15 protein-coding genes and 2 pseudogenes are annotated in these 15,506 nt (G+C 68.5%); 10 read left to right on the forward strand and 7 right to left on the reverse strand.

Going from position 1 to position 15,506, the window contains the following annotated elements; all coding sequences use genetic code 11:
• Positions 1 to 358, forward strand: a 358-nt coding sequence (locus ACWDAG_RS47200) for a transposase (RefSeq protein ID WP_450701773.1), incomplete at its 5' end; no start/stop codon positions are given.
• Position 359: 1 nt separating this feature from the next.
• Positions 360 to 551 (forward strand): hypothetical protein, encoded by a 192-nt coding sequence (locus tag ACWDAG_RS47205; RefSeq protein WP_450701774.1) that lies wholly within the window; start codon positions 360 to 362, stop codon positions 549 to 551.
• A gap of 354 nt (positions 552 to 905) precedes the next feature.
• Here the strand turns inward: ACWDAG_RS47205 and ACWDAG_RS47210 are convergent, their stop codons facing one another.
• The 3 genes from ACWDAG_RS47210 to ACWDAG_RS47220 all read right to left on the reverse strand — a co-directional run bounded on the left by ACWDAG_RS47210 (position 906) and on the right by ACWDAG_RS47220 (position 3,587).
• Complete coding sequence (locus tag ACWDAG_RS47210) at positions 906 to 1,625, reverse strand: GH12 family glycosyl hydrolase domain-containing protein (RefSeq protein ID WP_450701775.1); 720 nt, start codon at positions 1,623 to 1,625, stop codon at positions 906 to 908.
• A 136-nt stretch (positions 1,626 to 1,761) separates the two neighbouring features.
• On the reverse strand, positions 1,762 to 2,565 hold the full coding sequence (locus tag ACWDAG_RS47215; protein WP_450701776.1) for a hypothetical protein: 804 nt from the start codon (positions 2,563 to 2,565) through the stop codon (positions 1,762 to 1,764).
• A gap of 740 nt (positions 2,566 to 3,305) precedes the next feature.
• Positions 3,306 to 3,587 (reverse strand): hypothetical protein, encoded by a 282-nt coding sequence (locus ACWDAG_RS47220; RefSeq protein WP_450701777.1) that lies wholly within the window; start codon positions 3,585 to 3,587, stop codon positions 3,306 to 3,308.
• Positions 3,588 to 4,577: 990 nt separating this feature from the next.
• Between ACWDAG_RS47220 and ACWDAG_RS47225 the strand changes: the two genes are divergently transcribed.
• The 4 genes from ACWDAG_RS47225 to ACWDAG_RS47240 all read left to right on the forward strand — a co-directional run bounded on the left by ACWDAG_RS47225 (position 4,578) and on the right by ACWDAG_RS47240 (position 7,424).
• Positions 4,578 to 4,949, forward strand: coding sequence for an effector-associated constant component EACC1 (locus ACWDAG_RS47225; protein ID WP_450701778.1), 372 nt, complete (start codon positions 4,578 to 4,580; stop codon positions 4,947 to 4,949).
• Positions 4,946 to 6,322 (forward strand): caspase family protein, encoded by a 1,377-nt coding sequence (locus ACWDAG_RS47230; RefSeq protein WP_450701779.1) that lies wholly within the window; start codon positions 4,946 to 4,948, stop codon positions 6,320 to 6,322. The genes ACWDAG_RS47225 and ACWDAG_RS47230 overlap by 4 nt, the downstream gene beginning before the upstream one ends.
• A 228-nt stretch (positions 6,323 to 6,550) precedes the next feature.
• Positions 6,551 to 6,856 carry a helix-turn-helix domain-containing protein gene (locus ACWDAG_RS47235; RefSeq protein ID WP_450701780.1) on the forward strand — a complete coding sequence of 102 codons (306 nt, stop codon included), beginning with the start codon at positions 6,551 to 6,553 and terminating at the stop codon, positions 6,854 to 6,856.
• 85 nt (positions 6,857 to 6,941) lie between these two features.
• Positions 6,942 to 7,424 carry a DUF6188 family protein gene (locus ACWDAG_RS47240; RefSeq protein WP_450701781.1) on the forward strand — a complete coding sequence of 161 codons (483 nt, stop codon included), beginning with the start codon at positions 6,942 to 6,944 and terminating at the stop codon, positions 7,422 to 7,424.
• Here the strand turns inward: ACWDAG_RS47240 and ACWDAG_RS47245 are convergent.
• From ACWDAG_RS47245 to shiA, 4 genes and pseudogenes are all read right to left on the reverse strand, one after another.
• Positions 7,388 to 7,531, reverse strand: a pseudogene (locus ACWDAG_RS47245) (ATP-binding protein); the annotation flags it as partial. The gene ACWDAG_RS47240 and the pseudogene ACWDAG_RS47245 overlap by 37 nt on opposite strands.
• 198 nt (positions 7,532 to 7,729) lie before the next feature.
• Positions 7,730 to 9,551 (reverse strand): annotated as a pseudogene (locus ACWDAG_RS47250) (bifunctional sugar phosphate isomerase/epimerase/4-hydroxyphenylpyruvate dioxygenase family protein).
• On the reverse strand, positions 9,544 to 10,524 hold the full coding sequence (locus ACWDAG_RS47255) for a zinc-dependent alcohol dehydrogenase (protein WP_450701782.1): 981 nt from the start codon (positions 10,522 to 10,524) through the stop codon (positions 9,544 to 9,546). The pseudogene ACWDAG_RS47250 and the gene ACWDAG_RS47255 overlap by 8 nt, the downstream one beginning before the upstream one ends.
• Positions 10,525 to 10,626: 102 nt before the next feature.
• Entirely contained in the window at positions 10,627 to 11,994 is a 1,368-nt protein-coding gene (gene shiA, locus ACWDAG_RS47260; protein ID WP_450701783.1) for a shikimate transporter, read from the reverse strand.
• A gap of 393 nt (positions 11,995 to 12,387) precedes the next feature.
• On the opposite strand from shiA, the gene ACWDAG_RS47265 reads away from it, so the two are divergent.
• From ACWDAG_RS47265 to ACWDAG_RS47280, 4 genes are all read left to right on the forward strand, one after another.
• Positions 12,388 to 13,185: an IclR family transcriptional regulator gene (locus ACWDAG_RS47265; RefSeq protein ID WP_450701784.1), complete on the forward strand. Its 798-nt coding sequence runs from the start codon at positions 12,388 to 12,390 to the stop codon at positions 13,183 to 13,185.
• A gap of 186 nt (positions 13,186 to 13,371) precedes the next feature.
• Positions 13,372 to 13,818 (forward strand): NUDIX domain-containing protein, encoded by a 447-nt coding sequence (locus ACWDAG_RS47270; protein ID WP_450701785.1) that lies wholly within the window; start codon positions 13,372 to 13,374, stop codon positions 13,816 to 13,818.
• On the forward strand, positions 13,815 to 14,570 hold the full coding sequence (locus ACWDAG_RS47275; RefSeq protein WP_450701786.1) for an IS5 family transposase: 756 nt from the start codon (positions 13,815 to 13,817) through the stop codon (positions 14,568 to 14,570). The genes ACWDAG_RS47270 and ACWDAG_RS47275 overlap by 4 nt, the downstream gene beginning before the upstream one ends.
• 194 nt (positions 14,571 to 14,764) lie before the next feature.
• Positions 14,765 to 15,235 (forward strand): AAA family ATPase, encoded by a 471-nt coding sequence (locus ACWDAG_RS47280; protein WP_450701787.1) that lies wholly within the window; start codon positions 14,765 to 14,767, stop codon positions 15,233 to 15,235.
• The last annotated feature ends 271 nt before the right edge of the window (positions 15,236 to 15,506 follow it).

The raw sequence follows: 15,506 nt of genomic DNA on the forward strand, positions 1-15,506 counted from the left end.
CGCCGCGAACCTCCACGACAGCCAAGCCCTCATCCCGCTGGTCCGCGGCATCCCACCCATCCGCTCCCGTCGCGGCCGCCGACGCCGACGGCCCGCCAAGCTGCACGGTGACAAGGGATACGACTACCACCACCTGCGACGATGGCTCGCTTCCCGCGGCATCCGGCACCGCCTTGCCCGCAAGGGCATCGAGTCGTCCCAGCGGCTGGGTCGGCACCGCTGGGTGGTGGAGCGGACCGTGTCCTGGCTGTCTGGCTGCCGCCGCCTGCGCCGCCGCTGCGAGCGCAAGCCGGAACACTTACCTGCCTTCACAGCCATCGCCGCGACCCTCATATGTCACCGCCGACTGGCCAAGTGAAATGACGTCTTATCACGCCTGTGGCTGGGGCAACCGCCCTTCCTACGTCGCTGATCAGACCGTCACCACCAACACCAAGGGAGTGGACTGGGTCCGCAACCGGCGGGTTGCCGTGTGCGTGGGTTCCGGCGCCAATCCCAAGACCCACAAGGGCGGTTACACCCTGGGGCGCACCCCCTGGTACCTGACCTGATCGTCGGCTGATGAACAGGCGTCGGCGTGGTCGGCGAGAAGGGCGTCCGCAAGGTCTCCTGCCAGGCCGGGGGCCAGCCAGACTGTGGCCTTCAGGGAGCGCTTGTGCTCGGCATCGCAAGGGTCACCGTGTTTTCCTCAGCCGATGCACGACGGCGTGTACAGCATCCGTTCATGGCCGGTCCGGCGGACTGGCCCAGTGTCGCCGCCCGTGGACCGCTCACCAAGCGGGCGCGACGTCTGCGGCAGGTCGCCGACCGGCTCCAGTGGCCGTCGAATCAGGTAGTCCTCCCGGACCGCCCGCCCCTCCGCACGGAGAGACGGGCGGTGCTCCGGCTCTCGGTTCGCTGCGGCGTCAGAAGCCCGCGACGCCCCAGGAGGAGGCGGTGTAGTTGCCCGGCCCGAACTCCCAGCCGGCCATGATGCTGTTCAGGTACTGGTCGTTGGAGTAGTAGCCCCTGTCGATGCCCCAATTGAAGAACGGGGTGAGGCTGCCGGACCACCAGCCGGACCTGTTCGTGTCCAGGTAGCTGATGGTGTGGCTGACGCCGTCCGGCCAGTTGTACTCGTAGATGTTCCAGGTGCGGCCGCCGAGGCTGACGTTCGTCGCGACCGGGATCGCGTTGCCGCTCGCGTCATAGGCGTTGGACAGCGGCTTGGTGTTGGACCAGTTGAGCCAGATCATCAGCTCGTTGTGGGAGTTGCGGTTGCTGGGCGCGGCGGTCGGGTCGATGAAGATGTCGTACGTGGCGTCGTAGTACGAGCCGGAGTTCGGGTACGCCGACTGGCTGAACCACGTCGTGTTGTTGGGGCTGATGGCGCTGAGCTTCTTGGGGAGCGTCGTCACCGGGGACGTATAGCCCCAGTCCTTGCCATCGACCATGGCGACGAAGCCAGTGCCGGTCGAGGAGTTGACACCCCACGAGGCGTCGTTGCTGTACCACGTCGAGGCGTTGCCGCCGGTCGCGTAGTGCTTGAACCAGTATGTCGATGAGTCTGCCACTGCCGAGTTCGGCAGGGTGACGACGAGAGCCAGAGCCGCGAGAAGCGCGGCCCAGCCGATACGGAATTTCATCTGCCCTCCGGAATGTGTGCTGAGTGGGGGGATCACACAAGAGAGGAGGAGTCGGCGGTCCTGCCCCGGGGACAGGACCACGTCGGTCTCCCCTTCGGGACGGCGGGTGCGGATCGCGGTCACCGGACGCCGGATCTCACGGCGGGGCGCCGTAGACGACTCCGTGCCCGTCGGTCCCGAAGTAGACGCGACCGTGGACCCGGGGGTCTCCGGTCATGGTGTTGCCGGTCCAGCCGTACTGGTGGCGGTCGTCGTTGATGCGGGTCCAGGTCCGGCCCGCGTCGTCGCACCGGGAGATGCCGCGCACGCCGCGGGTCCTGGAGCTGGTGTACACGGCGGGACACATGGCGCCAAGTGCTGCCTTGCCGAATCCGACGACGTCGCCCTCGTCAACCGCCTCGAACTTGGTGAAGGACGTCCCGGAGTCGGTCGACCGCCACAGCCCGTACGGTGCTGGGGCGGTGGGCTTGGTGGTGCCACCAGCCAGCCAGATGTCGCCCTCGTGGCCCGGTGCCGCCTTGAACCCGATGTTTCCTGCGGTGGGCAGACCGGTGGCCGCCGTGACCTCGAAGCTCTTGCCTCCGTCCGTGCTCAGGTAGAAGGCGCCGGAGTGGCAGGCGTAAAACTTCGCCGTGTTCACCCGGTCGGAGCGTACGGTCGCCCCAGCCGACAGCCCCTTCGTGGCCGTCCAGGTGGCTCCGTGGTCGTCGGACCAGCTGACCGGTACGCCGGCCGGTGACCACACGATCCGCTTGCCGTCGGCGCTGACGGCGACGGCCTCGCCGCCGACCATCTCGGCGTTGCGGAAGGCGCAGGGCGCGCATCGGACCCTCCCTGCCGCGCGGGCGGCTGCGGCGGAGGGGGCGAGCAGGGGGAGTGCGGCTGTGGCCGCGCCGACGGCCGGCAGTCCTCGTCGGGAGAGTTGCGAGGCAGCAGACATGAAAGGTCCTGGCGTTTCGGGTGCGGCTCCGTACAGGGCCTGCGCACAAGCAGCAGTCCCGTCGGTCTGGCGTGGTCGGGGAGAGGTGGGCTGGATAAAGCGGGGGGGGGGCGGATCAAGACAGCTCGTCCGGGCCGACCAGCCTTCCGGAGGCGGTGGTCGGTGGGCGGGTCACCGCCCTCCGCGGGGCGACCCGACTCGGTGACGGTTTAGTTGGGGAGTCTGACGGACGCGACAACCGAGTTGCCGACACGGGAGCCGCTACCGTCGCCGGCGGCCGCTCGCAGGACGGCCCGGAGGATCATCTCGGTGCTCATATCGTTGCCGCCCTTCGCTTTCGTGGATCGGACCGGTAGGGGCGGGCCGTCGTCGAGTCCTCCGGTGGCCTGATTTCGGGAGGACGGAAGATACCCGAGTCGATGCGCTTCGATGTTTCGGTGACACTAAGGCTGAGCTTCCGGGATGACAACGGGGCTATCAGGCCACTTTCCGGTAACAGGCGTGGCCGAAGGGGGCGATCTAGCTGCGATTGACGCATGACTGGGCATCACGGCACGTCGAAGCGCTTCAACAAGCGACCGTGTCGATGAGCCGACAACTGACTTGCCGACTGCAGCAAGGTGGGCGCTGAGCGAATACGACCCCGTCGCCTTCCGCCCGGTCATCGCCTCCGGCGCCGGGCGCCTCCGAGCACGTTCGTCCGCGACGACGGCCTCCCGGACAGTGCGAGGACGGCGACATCACCCTCTGCGGACTCCGCACGGTGGTTGCCGCGGCCCACCCACCGAGGCCGCATCGGCCGCGCCGCGCAATGCCGCCTGCCGATCCGCTTCCGCCTCGGCGAGTTCGATCCGGATCTCGACCCCTACGCCGGCATCCGCGACGACGTCATGGGCATCCCCGCACATCGTGCGCTCACGGCCCTTGGGGGTGGCGGGGCTGGTCCACAGGAGCATGTCCAGGACCAGGACGCGGACGTGCACAGCGGCAAAGAGCAGGACCACGGCAGTTACGACGCTCACGCACCGAGCCCGGCACCCCCGCGTATTGACGCACGTGAATCTATCCTCTGCCTGAAGACGGGGCGCTTGCGCGCCGGCCACGTGGTCGCACAGCTGGACGGCGTGAGGATCGAGGCCCGCTGCCCGGCCGGCGAACTCTGCAGCGCGCCGTGCGCGAGACGTGGCGCGCCGCCGACCTACCGGAGGAGGGCCGGAACGGTATGCGACAGATCGCACGCCACGACGTCGTCTTCGCCGCCGTACCGCCGCAGAGCATGAACTGACCTGGTCGCAGAAGGCTCATGAACGCGAAGGTTGCCACCCCCACCTCCACGGGCCCATTCCCCAAACCCGTCGACACGTACTCCGGAAAGCTCTGCTTCGTCGTGTGGGGCATGTCCGAGACGGCCGGAATCAGTCTCGGGACGGATGCGACGTCGTTCGACACGGCTCCTTCAAGTCCGGCTCGCCTGCCCGGACATCACCCGGGCCTGCGACCTCGCTCGGGCGTTCGCCGACATGGTCCGTCACCAGCGCGGATACCTCCTGCTGGAGTGGATCCGGCAGGGCGAGCAGGACGCACCGAAGCCTATGAAGGGCTTCGTCGGCTTCCTCCGCCAGGGCGAGTGCGTTGAGCCAGTGGTATCCCTTCACCAGCCACAACTATCTCCGGTTCGAGGACAGCCCCGCGGTCTGGATGCCTGGGGCACAAGACAACGTGCACGAGCTGGCGGGGTCATCTCCTTCGACACCGGTGGGCCAGAGGGCCGTCCCTCCTTCCGGGTCTGGAGCGGCCTCCTTCTCCGGAAGCCCGACCCCATACTCGCCACCTCGAACGCTGTCGAGGCCGTAGACGCACTGGTAGGGCTACTGCCGGCTCACGGCGTGATGAGTCGACCGTAGCGGCGTCTTCTTGCACAGCAATTTCGGGACAGCCTTCAGCCTGACTTCGGGCATCGCAATTTTGACGTTCGAACGTTCGGGACACCGGTGGCCCGGCAGGATGATCCCGTGGAATCAACACGTAGTGTCCGGATAGCCGTCCTCAGCTCCGAGGGCGAGATCGTACTCAGATCGCTGCTCGACTGGCTCCACCACGAGGACGAGCTGCGCGGCCGCGCGGTGCTTGAGCGGGCGGCGCCACGGTCCGGTGAGATGGGCGGACTGGTTGACGCGCTGGTGGTGGCGCTGGGCTCGGGAGGAGCGGGAGCGGCACTGGCCCAGTCGCTTTCGACCTGGCTCCGGCAGCGACGCTCGGACATCAAGATCACCATCACCTCGGACGGCCGCACTCTGGAACTTGATGCGCAGCGGGTCCCTGACGCTCAGGCACTGATCCGGGAGGTCGGTGACCTGCTCGGTGACCAGGAGCCCGAGCGGTGACGCGTTTTCCCGAAACTGCCCGTTCCCGGGCTGTTCTGATCGGCGCCAGCCGGTTCCCCAAGGCCCCGGAGCTGCCGTCGATTCCTGCCGTGGCCGCCAACCTGGACGCATTGCGTCAGGTTCTCACCGACCCGGCCGCCGGTACAATCACGCCGGAGCTGTGCCAGGTCGTCTCCGATCCTGCCAATATGCAGCACCTCGGCCCCATCCTCAGCAACACGATTCGCGAAGCGACAGACGTCTTGCTCGTGTACTACGCGGGACACGGTCTGCTCGACGACAAGGGCCGCCTCTACCTCAGCTTGACCGAGACCGAGCCGTCCCTGTTGCGCTATACGGCCCTGCCCCTCGACACCCTTCGCGAGGAACTGGCCAGCAGCCCAGCGGCCATCCGGATCCTGATTCTCGACTGCTGCTTCTCAGGCCGGGCCATTGAGGCCATGGGCGACGAACAAGGGCTGATCATTGGCCAGTTGGAGGTTGCCGGCACTTACACCCTTACCTCAACCACTGCCAACGCACCCTCTCATGCACCAAGCGGCGAACCATACACGGCCTTCACTGGTGCTCTGCTCCAGGCACTCCGCCAGTCCGGGCCACAGACCCTGGACGCGATCTACCAGCGGGTCACACAAATCCTTGCCGCACGCGGACTGCCGCGCCCGCAGCGGCGCGCGCTGAACACCGCCGGCGATCTCGCGCTGGCCCGTGGCCCAGCGTCGGCAGCTCCGCCATCCCCAGCGCACGACGAGGTGCGGTTTTGTCCCGACAAGGCGACCGCTGCCCGTAACCGGCGTCAGCCCATGGCCATTGGCGGCGTCGGCACGCTGATCTTCGGCTGGATCTTCACCGAGGCGGTGCGGACGGTGTCGTTGGACTGGTCGGGCTGGCTGAGCTGGGTGGCCCCCCTGATGATCGGCATCCCGATGCTGCTCTCCCTGTGGCTCTTCGGGGCTGCTCTGTTCGCGGCTGGTCCGCTCTCGAGTGACCGGCACGTCGCGACGCTGGTCCTCAACTCCGCGGAGATCAGGTTCATGCGTGGCCACGGTGATGTCCGCGTGCCGTGGACGGACATCTCCCACGTCGGGCTGATGCGGTGGTCGATCCACGATCGCGTCCGCCAATCGCACCAGGAGGGGTTGACGGTCTTGGCCGTCCGCCTCCGCGCGGAGGCACCCGTTCCGAAGACGAGTATGGGGCTCTCCAAGGCTCATCGTGAGCTCGGCTACGTGGGCATCTGCGTCCTTGGGACGATCGGGGCGGATCGGCGCAGTGTGCTGGCGGCACTCGAATGCTTTGCTGGGCCCCGACTCGTCCGTACACCCCGTGATTTCCTGCACGTTGACCCGCGGCTCAGCCCGGATATGGTCTGAGCCGGGTCCTTCGCGTGGCTCATCACACACTGATCCTTTTCCAACCTGGTGCGCTGGCACGGCAGTTGCCCCTGACGACCTCGTGCACGGTTGGCCGCGGCTCGGCGTCCGGGTGGCTCGTTGAACTGGGCATGGTGGGGGCTGGGGCGCGTGAGTTGATCGTGGCGGAGTACCGGGTCACCGGGCTGTCGCCGGTTGTGATCGCTGAACTCGTCGCCGAGGGGCCCAATGTGGCATGAACGGCATCAGGCACGCCTGACGGCACGGCCGCGGCAACGGGCGGTGGGAGCCGGGGCGAAGCGCAAGTTCGTCTTCGTCGACCGGCTGCTGGCCACCCTGGTGAGTCTGCCCCATGGGACCATGGATGACGTGCTGGCCTGCTGGTTCGGCATGGACCGCTCGACCATCACCCGCGCCATCGGCGAGGTGCGGCCCCTGCTCGCGCAGCGGGTGGCTTCACGGATGAGTAACGGCCCCGTTTGGGAACGGATTTTGACCCCACCTGCGCGCGAAGTAGGGCTTGATCACCAGTGAGTTTTGGCCCCACCCGGGCGTGCCGTGAGGCTTCCAGGACGGATCTGAGTGGCGTTGTCGGCATGCGGCAGTGCATGGTGCGGAGGTGCATGAATCTGTCTTCGCCGAGCATGAAGACCGGTGGATCTTGGGTCTTCGGGGTCTGGCTGTCACCAAGATCAGTGTCGACTACCAGTTGTCGCTTCTGCTGGGGGCGGAGTGCTGGGTTGCACTGGAGGGCTCATGCCTGCTTTCCCGAGGGCCGGCTGGCACCGAGGGGCCGCAGGAAGTGCTGGATCCGGGGCGGCAGGATGTGGCGGCGGCTCTGGCCCTGTTCGGCGCGAAAATCGTGTCGGCGGTGGCCTTCAAGACGGGCTCGCTGCGGCTGGTCTTCGACAATGGACAGCAGCTGAATTGCCGGGCAGACCCGTCGTTTGAAGCCTGGCAGGTGACAGGGCCGGGTGGTTGGCGGTTCGTGTCGTTGCCGGGAAGAGAGCTTGCGGTGTGGGGTCCGACGCGACGGGGGCGGGAAGAGGCGAAGACGGTTAACCTGGCGGCCTGTTGGGCGCGGGTCTGGGCAAGGCGGTAGGAGTCGGTTCCGGCCTCGATGATGTTGCTGCCGAAGGTGAGGTGGTCGACGATGGCGCCGCAGAGCCGGGGATCGGTGAACGTCTTGGTCCAGCCAGAGAAGGACTCGGCCGTCGTATTCGATGAGACCGGAGGTGGGCGTCCCCAGGCCGACAGCCGCACCCTCACGGCTGACCCACGTGCAGCAAGGATCTGCTCGCCGCCCGAACCGCACGCAGCGCGACTCTCAGGTCGTCGGTCGTGCGTCTCGGATCGCGCTCATGCCTGCTGTGGATCGCATGAGGGAGGCGTCCCAGCAGGCCACGGTCATCGGCGCTGTGCAGCCAGACGTACGGGGGCGTTGGCGCCGCCGTAACCGCGGTACCCGCCGGTGCGCTGGACGATCTCGAAGAAGACGCGGCCCACGGTGGCCGTGTAGCAGTGCTGGAACTCGCCTCCGTGTTCGTCGCGGTCGTAGAGGATGCCGAGTTCCCGGTACATGTCCAGCTCACCGGGGGCGAACACGTAGCGGGCGTCGAGATCGTCGTAGTAGTTGGCGGGGATCGCCAGCAGTTCCGCTCCGGCGGCCCGGATGCGGCGTACGGCGGAGGTGATGTCGTCGGTGGCGAGGGCGATGTGCTGGGCCCTGGTCCGGGTCTTCGCCGCCGGGCTGGGGGCCAAATTGAGGACGAGACGGAAGGCACCGGTCTCGTCGGACAGGGCGCGGCTGCGGAAGAGGCCGTAGGGGTCGGCGAGGTCGACGCTCTCGTGCGGGCGCAGCCCGAGGACGGTGCGGTGGAAGAGGACTGCCTCGTCGAAGTGGTGCCAGGGCTGGGTCAGGGCCACGTGGTCGACGCCGGTGACGATGCCGTCCGCCGAGCCGACGGTGGGAGTGAAATGGCTTGTCCAGTCGGGGTGTTCGGGACGCCGGGTGGCGCAGAAGAACAGTTCGGTTCCCTCGGGGGCGGCGACGGCGTCCAGGGAGATGTCCGCTGCGCCGCGGCGGCGGGGCAGCACCCGGGCGAGCAGGGACTCGGCGCGGTCGGCGGCGGAGCGGGGGTCGGGGGTCTCAAGGCCGATGCCGGCCAGCGCCGTGCCGTCGATGGGGGTCCCCCCGCTCGAGCGAAGCCGAGAGTGGGGGGGGTGCCGGTGTCGTGGTTCAGGAGGATGCGGGCGTCGCCCTGTTCCCACAGCTCCACCGGCTTTTCGGTGTGCCGTCCGGTCCGTCGGAAGCCCAGCCCGGCCAGCAGTTCGGTCACTGGTTGCGGGTCGGCGGTGGACAGTTCGGCGAAGGCGACGCCGGACGGGACGAAGGGGCTGGGGAGGGGGGCAATGCCCGCGCTCTCCTCCAGGGCGATCAGCGAGCGCAGCGCGTCGACGGCGGTGCTGCCCGCGTCCGCCTGGCGGAACACGTCGTTGAAGACCTCCAGCGAGAGCGGGCCGCGGTACCCGGCGTTCACGACATGGCGGACGAGGGAGGTCACGTCGAGGCCGCCCTGACCGGGGAAGCAGCGGTAGTGGCGGCTCCACTGCAAGACGCCCATGGCCATCAGCGGGGCGTCGGCGAGCTGGAGGAAGAAGATCTTCTCGCCGGGGATGTCCTCGACGCCTTCGAGATCCTTCGGTTCCGAGCAGCGGGAGAGGATGTGGAAGCTGTCCAGGCAGACACCGAGCGAGGGGTGGTCCGCCTGTTCGACGATGCGCCAGGCGTGGTCGTACGTGCTGACGTGCCGTCCCCAGGCGAGCGCCTCGTAGGCGACCCGGACGCCGAACTCCTGGGCCAGATCGGCCAGTCGGCCAAGCTGCTCGGCCGCCAGGGTGTCGTCGTCCAGAGCACGCGGGGAGACGTTGGAGCACACCAGGAGCGCTTCGGGCCCGAGCCTGCGCATCACGTCGAACTTGCGCTCCGCGCGGCGCAGGTTCCGTACGAAGTCCTCCTCGGGAACGGCCTCCACGTCCGCATCGGCTGGTAGAGGTCGATACCCAGTCCCAGGTCCGCGGTGCGGGCGCGGACCTCCTCGGGGCTGAGCGGGCTCGCCAGCAGGTCGTTCTCGAAGATCTCGACGCCGTCGAAGCCCGCGCGGGCGGCCGCGGTCAGCTTCTCGGTCAGCGAACCGCTCAGGCAAACGGTCGCGATGGACTTACGCATCCTGGTCGCCCCCGATCGTGATCCACGTCTTCCCGGCGCGCTCGGCCGCGCCGGCGAACGCCTGCTGGGCCTCGTCGAGCGGGAAGCACGCCTCGACGACGGCTCCGGGGCGGGCCACGGACAGCTCGGCGATCGCGGTGGTGAAGTCGCCGGGGTGGTCGTAGATCATCGACCCCCGGATCACCAGCTGCCGGCGGACCACGTCGTCGGTGGTCAGCGGCAGCTGCTGGGCATTGAGGCCGATCAGGACGACGGTGGCACCGGGGGCGGCGCGCTCCACGGCCGGGCCCAGCGCGGGTCCGTGGCCGGAGGTCTCGAAGACATAGGTGAACCCGGTGCGGCCGTCGTCGTGTGTCGCGCCCAACCGCTCGGCGCGGGCGAGCCGTTGCGGATGCGGTTCGGTGACGACCGGCTCGATGCCCAGGCGGGACAGGATCAGACAGACCAGCAGCCCCTGGGCGCCGGCGCCGACGACCAGGCAGCGGTCCGCTGCCGTGACGCCGCTGCGCCGTACGGCGGCCCGTGCCACCGTGTACGGCTCGGTAGCGGCGAGGTCGGCGCCGGTCAGACCGTCGGGGACGGGATGGGAGAAGTGCGCGGGCAGGGCCACGCGTTCGGCGAGGACGCCCGGGGTGTTCAGTCCGACGATGGCCCGGTGCGGGCAGGCCGAGGTCAGGCCGGTGAGGCAGTCGGCGCACTTCAGACAGGCGTAGTTGGGTTCGATGACCACGCTCTGGCCCACCTGACGGTCCCGCACCTCGGTGCCCACGGCGGCGATCCTGCCGAAGCCCTCGTGGCCCATGACCCATGGCATCGCGGGCGGCCGCCGCCTGCCGTGGAAGACGGCGAGGTCGGTACCGCACAGCCCGACACCGTCCATGTCCACGACGACGTCGTACGGTCCGCAGTGGGGCTCCGGCTGGTCGTAGACGATCTCCATCCGGCCCGGTGCGGTGAGGACGGCTGCTTTCACCAGAACTCCAAGCGGTCCACTAGACGGTTCGAAAATTCCACTGTGCGGTCAGCGTACGGCGCGAAAGGTGCCCCCAACAAGAGTTGGGGGCACCTTTGACGGTCAGGCGGTCGTGTCCGCCGCCGCGTGGTCTCGTACGCCCTTCGGCGCACCGGCCGTCACGTCGTCGCCCCGCATGCGCAGCGCGACGAGGAAGGAGACCGCGCAGCCGAGGGTGATGTATCCCGCGACCAGGCCCCAGCCGTCGCCCGCCCAGATCACCAGGGAGCTGGCGATGAACGGGGTGAAACCGCCGCCGATCGCGCTGGCGAGCTGGTAGCCCACGCCGGCACCGCTGTAGCGGTACTCAGGGCCGAACATGTCGGTGAACAGGGACTGTTGGACGGAGACCGCCATGTCGTGCGCGAGGTTCACCAGCAGCACCGCGCAGACGACGATCAGCACCATCGAACCGGACTCCATCGCCCAGAAGTACGGCACCGCGCTCACGGCACCCGCAAGGGCGCCCCAGCAGTAGACCCGGCGGCGGCCGAAACGGTCGGCGAGGTAGGCGAAGCCCGGAATGGTCAGTACGGCGAGCCCGCCGACGGCCAGGTTGACGTTGAGCAGGCTGTCGCGGTTCAGACCGAGTTCGCCGGTGCCGTACGCAAGGCCGAAGGTCGTCACGCCGTAGAAGGTGAACAGCTCCACGAGACGCAGCCCGATGATCGCGAAGAAACCCTTGGGGTTGGACTTCACCGCGGCGATCAGGGGCACGCGGGGCCGTGCGTCCTCGGCCTTCGCCGCGACCTGGCGGATGAAGACCTCGGACTCCTCGACCCTGGCCCGCACGATCAGGCCGACGATCACCAGGGCCGCGCTGACCAGGAACGGGACCCGCCAGCCCCAGGAGCGGAAGGCCGCATCCGAGGTCGTGCCCGACATGATCTTGGTGATGAGGGTGGCGAGCAGCAGACCGAACGAAGCGCCGACCTGGACGCCACTGCTGTAGAGGGAGCGCCATTTGGCGGGGGCGTTCTCCACCGCCATCAGCGCCGCCCCGCCCCACTCGCCGCCGACCGCGAAGCCCTGAGCGGCCCGCAGCAGCACCAGCAGCACCGGTGCCCACACTCCGGCCTGGGCGTAGGTGGGCAGCACGCCGATCAACGTGCTGGCCACACCCATGATCAGCATGGTGAGCACGAGCATCCGCTTGCGGCCCAGCCGGTCTCCGAAGTGGCCGAAGACGATGCCGCCCAGCGGCCGGAAGAGGAAGCCGACCCCGAAGGTGGCCCAGGCGGCGAGAGTGCCCACGGCCGGTGAGGCGCCGGGGAAGAACAGGTCACCGAAGAGGAGGCCGGCGACTATGCCGTAAAGGAAGAAGTCGTACCAGTCGACGACAGCTCCCATGAAGCTCGCGATCGCTGCTCTCTTCGCGACACCCGAGACTCCGGCTCCGCCGGGCGCGGGCGACTGCTGCGCACTGCTCATCTCACATACTCCCTTGGATGCTGCGACTCCCCGCCCCGGCAGGGCGCGCGAGCGGTGCGCGATGCCGTCGAGGACGGGACACGGATGGCTACGGTGGGGACAGACGCCTGATGACGGCGGACGCTCGGCGGGTGGGGAGCGGGCCTTCACGGCAACCGGGCCATCGCCACAGCGGTGCGAGACGGCGACCCTCAAGAACGAGGTCCATTGCGTGGACCGACTGAACCAAGTAGCGGAAACATATGATGCGAGCCTCCCGGCTACAAGGGTTACGCCGAGATTTCTCAGCCATTGCGGTTCCAATGGTCCGCCTGGTGGACTAGCGTCAGAGCTCAGCGCAGCCACGGACACGACAGGTGCCGCGCGACGACCAACAAACCGGGAGGGATCCGCGTGGACGACAGGGACCGACAGGCCGAGGCGGGCAGAGAGCGCAATGGGGCGAGTGGCGTCCGCAGCGTACGGCGCGCCCTGGACATCCTCGATCTGCTCAGCGAGGAACGTCCCGTCATCACCCTGCGCGAGATCACCGAGGCGACCGGGCTGGCCAAGACGACCGCCCTGCGCCTGATCCAGACCCTGGAGGAGAGCGGCCTGCTCTGGTCGCACCCACTCGGCTACACCGCGGGCCCCGGACTGTGGCGCTGGGCCTACCTTGCCCGAAGCCAGTGGGAGGTACCGCGCGAGACCCGCAAGGTCATGCGCGACCTCGCCGACCGGCTGGGCGAGACGGTCAACATCTTCGTCGCCCGCGATGTCAGCCGCATCTGCGTCGCCCACGAGGAGAGCCCGCACCCGCTGCGCCACGTCGTCGACGTCGGCGACGAGCAGCCGCTGTGGGCCGGAGCCTCGTCCAAGGTCCTGCTGCGCGACGCCTCCCAGACCCTGCTGCGGCGCATCGCCGCGTCATCTCCTCACGGCGACACGCACGCCGACCGGCTGCGCGCCTGGGCAGAGGAGGCGGCGCACCGCGGCTACGCGGTCAGCAGCAGCGAGTGGGACGAGGGCCTGACCGCGGTTGCCGTCCCGGTGGTCAGCCGCTCCGGCAAGGTCATCGCCTCGCTCTCGCTCAGCGGGCCCAGCCACCGCTTCCCCTACGAGGCCGTGGAGCGCTTCGCCACCGAGCTCGCGGAAGCGGCCACCCTCATCTCCGCCCAGGGGTTCAACCACCCGCTCAGCCAAGGCCGCTGAAGCAGACGTCAGCAGGCTCGCCCGGGTGGGCAGCGGAGTGGGCGTGTCAGCGGCTGCGTGAGCGGAGATCCACACCGAGGTGACGCGGCCGGGCAGCCGCTTCGCCGCACCTTCCAGCTAGGGCCTGTCTCCTCGATCTAGGGGGTTCTCCCGTGATCGAGGATGTGTAACTCCTACGCTGCTGGAATGCGGGAGTTGACGTTGCGTATCCGGGTGGCTGCCTACGTCCTGCGTCGGCGCGCGGGGCGGTCGGTGGAGTTGCTCGTGTTCGACCACGACGCGGACCTGCCGCCCGGCACGCACGTCCCGGCGGGGGGTGTGGCCCCGGAGGAGCCGTTGGAAGAGGCAGTATTGCGGGAAGTGGCGGAGGAGTGCGGGCTGACCTGCGTGCGGGTGCTGCGCCCCCTCGCGGAGGAGCACACGCCGCACCCGATCCGCCGCTTCCCACGCCGCACCACCTTCTTCGAACTGGAGGTGGACGACGACGCAGATGTCCCGGATGCGTGGGACCACCACGTGACAGGCGCGGGGCGCGACAACGGCATGACGTTCCACTGCCGTTTCGAGCCGCTGCCCCTGGCCTTCCCGTTGGCGGACGGCCAGGATGCCTGGCTGGATCGTCTGGAAGCATGAGCGCTGTCGCTTGGTCGCCACCGACACCTGGCACGTCAGGCTGTGTAATCGAGCGGGCGGGTGCCTGCTGCCTTGGTGATGAGGTGTCTCGGCGGCCAGTGACTCGTTGTTCTGGTCATGCTCAGCAGGGGGACCTCACGGATGGCGAGTGGGCTGTGCTCGTGCCGCTGCTGCCCAGGAGCAACGGCCGGTGCGGCCGGTGGCGGGACCACCGCCAGGTGACCAACGGGATCATCCACCGGCTCAGCACCGGCTGCCAGTGTCGCAAACTGCCCGAACGCTTCGGCCCGTGGCAGACCATCCATAAACGTCATGCGCTGTGGTCGGCCGACGGCACCTGGCAGCGGCTGCTCCAGCACGTCCAGGCCGTCGCCGACCCAGCGGGCGACATCGACTGGAACATCAACATCGACTCCACCTCTATCCGCGCTCACCAGCACGCAGCAGGGGCTCCGATGGGCCCGCCGCCAGCAGCGCCGAGTGCCTCAAAAGGGGCCGCACAAAGATCACTTCACGTGCGCGCGCCCTTGCGCCTGCGTCCGTTCCTGGCGGAGGCGGTGCGGCAGGCGAAGCGCTCGGCCGCTCGCGGGGCCATGAAACTCGCCTTCCTGGCCGCCCTGGAACAACGCACCGCCCCGCGCTACACGATGCCGGGCATGACCTCCGCCGAGACCACCAGCTACGTCGCCCACCACCTGAAGATCGCCGGGCGTCCGGACCAGTTGTTCACCGAGGACACGCCCTCACGCTGATCCACACGACCTCGCGCGGCTACCCGAGAGCGGTCAACAACCTCTCCCTGCAGGCCCTCGTCGCCGCGTTCGCCACAGGCAAGAACCTCGTCGACGAGGCCGCCGCCCGCGCCTCGGTGAGCGAGGTGGTCGGCGACTGAACCCCCGTGGGAAGCACCCGCCCGGCCGTCCGGCGACTCGCATAGGCTCGCTCCGTGAAGGTCTTGATCACCGGGATGTCGGGCACCGGCAAGTCGACAGCACTTCACCACTTGCGCCAGCGAGGACACAGGACGGTGGACACCGACACCGACGCCTGGAGCCATTGGGTGAAACTGCCGGACGGTTCGAGCGACTGGATATGGCGGGAGCAGGCCATCACCGACCTGCTCACCAGTCACGGCGAGGGCAGCCTGTTCGTGGCAGGATGCAAGACCAACCAAGGCCGGTTCTACCCACAGTTCGACCACATCGCGCTGCTCAGCGCACCTGCCGAGGTGCTGCTGGCCCGCATCGCAGCCCGGACCAACAACCCCTACGGCAAGCAGCCCGAAGAACGAGCCGCCATTCTCCATCACCTGGCCACCGTCGAACCGCTGCTGCGAGTCACCGCGACCGTCGAGATCGACGCCACCGCACCCATCGGGCACGTCGTTCAACAACTGGAAGAACTCACAGAGTCCTGACGTCGGAACCCGACGCCAGGGGAATTCAATGATCGTCCGCAACCGGCACCGCGCCGACGAAAACGACACCTCGCCGACGACCCCCCGCCGGAACACCCACCGGCGGGGCGTCGCCATCAGAGTCCGTCGGCATCGTGAACGCCGCTTTCATCGGCATTTTCAACGCCGGGCAACAGTCTGCCGTGTTCTGCCGTGTCCTTGGGGTGCTCCGCCCCTCCGCTGGGGAGCTGTCCTTTGGGGGTGGCAGGGTGGGGTGGTGGTGTTGCTGGTG

It is taken from the genome of Streptomyces sp. NPDC001157 (assembly GCF_053598255.1).

What these genes read in the sequence shown, in the direction of transcription:
- ACWDAG_RS47235 (WP_450701780.1), top strand. Translation starts at nt 6,551, where the DNA reads ATGTGGCATGAACGGCATCAGGCACGCCTGACGGCACGGCCGCGGCAA.
- ACWDAG_RS47210 (WP_450701775.1), bottom strand. Translation starts at nt 1,625, where the DNA reads ATGAAATTCCGTATCGGCTGGGCCGCGCTTCTCGCGGCTCTGGCTCTC.
- ACWDAG_RS47275 (WP_450701786.1), top strand. Translation starts at nt 13,815, where the DNA reads ATGAGCGCTGTCGCTTGGTCGCCACCGACACCTGGCACGTCAGGCTGT.
- ACWDAG_RS47270 (WP_450701785.1), top strand. Translation starts at nt 13,372, where the DNA reads ATGCGGGAGTTGACGTTGCGTATCCGGGTGGCTGCCTACGTCCTGCGT.
- ACWDAG_RS47215 (WP_450701776.1), bottom strand. Translation starts at nt 2,565, where the DNA reads ATGTCTGCTGCCTCGCAACTCTCCCGACGAGGACTGCCGGCCGTCGGC.
- shiA (WP_450701783.1), bottom strand. Translation starts at nt 11,994, where the DNA reads ATGAGCAGTGCGCAGCAGTCGCCCGCGCCCGGCGGAGCCGGAGTCTCG.
- ACWDAG_RS47205 (WP_450701774.1), top strand. Translation starts at nt 360, where the DNA reads ATGACGTCTTATCACGCCTGTGGCTGGGGCAACCGCCCTTCCTACGTC.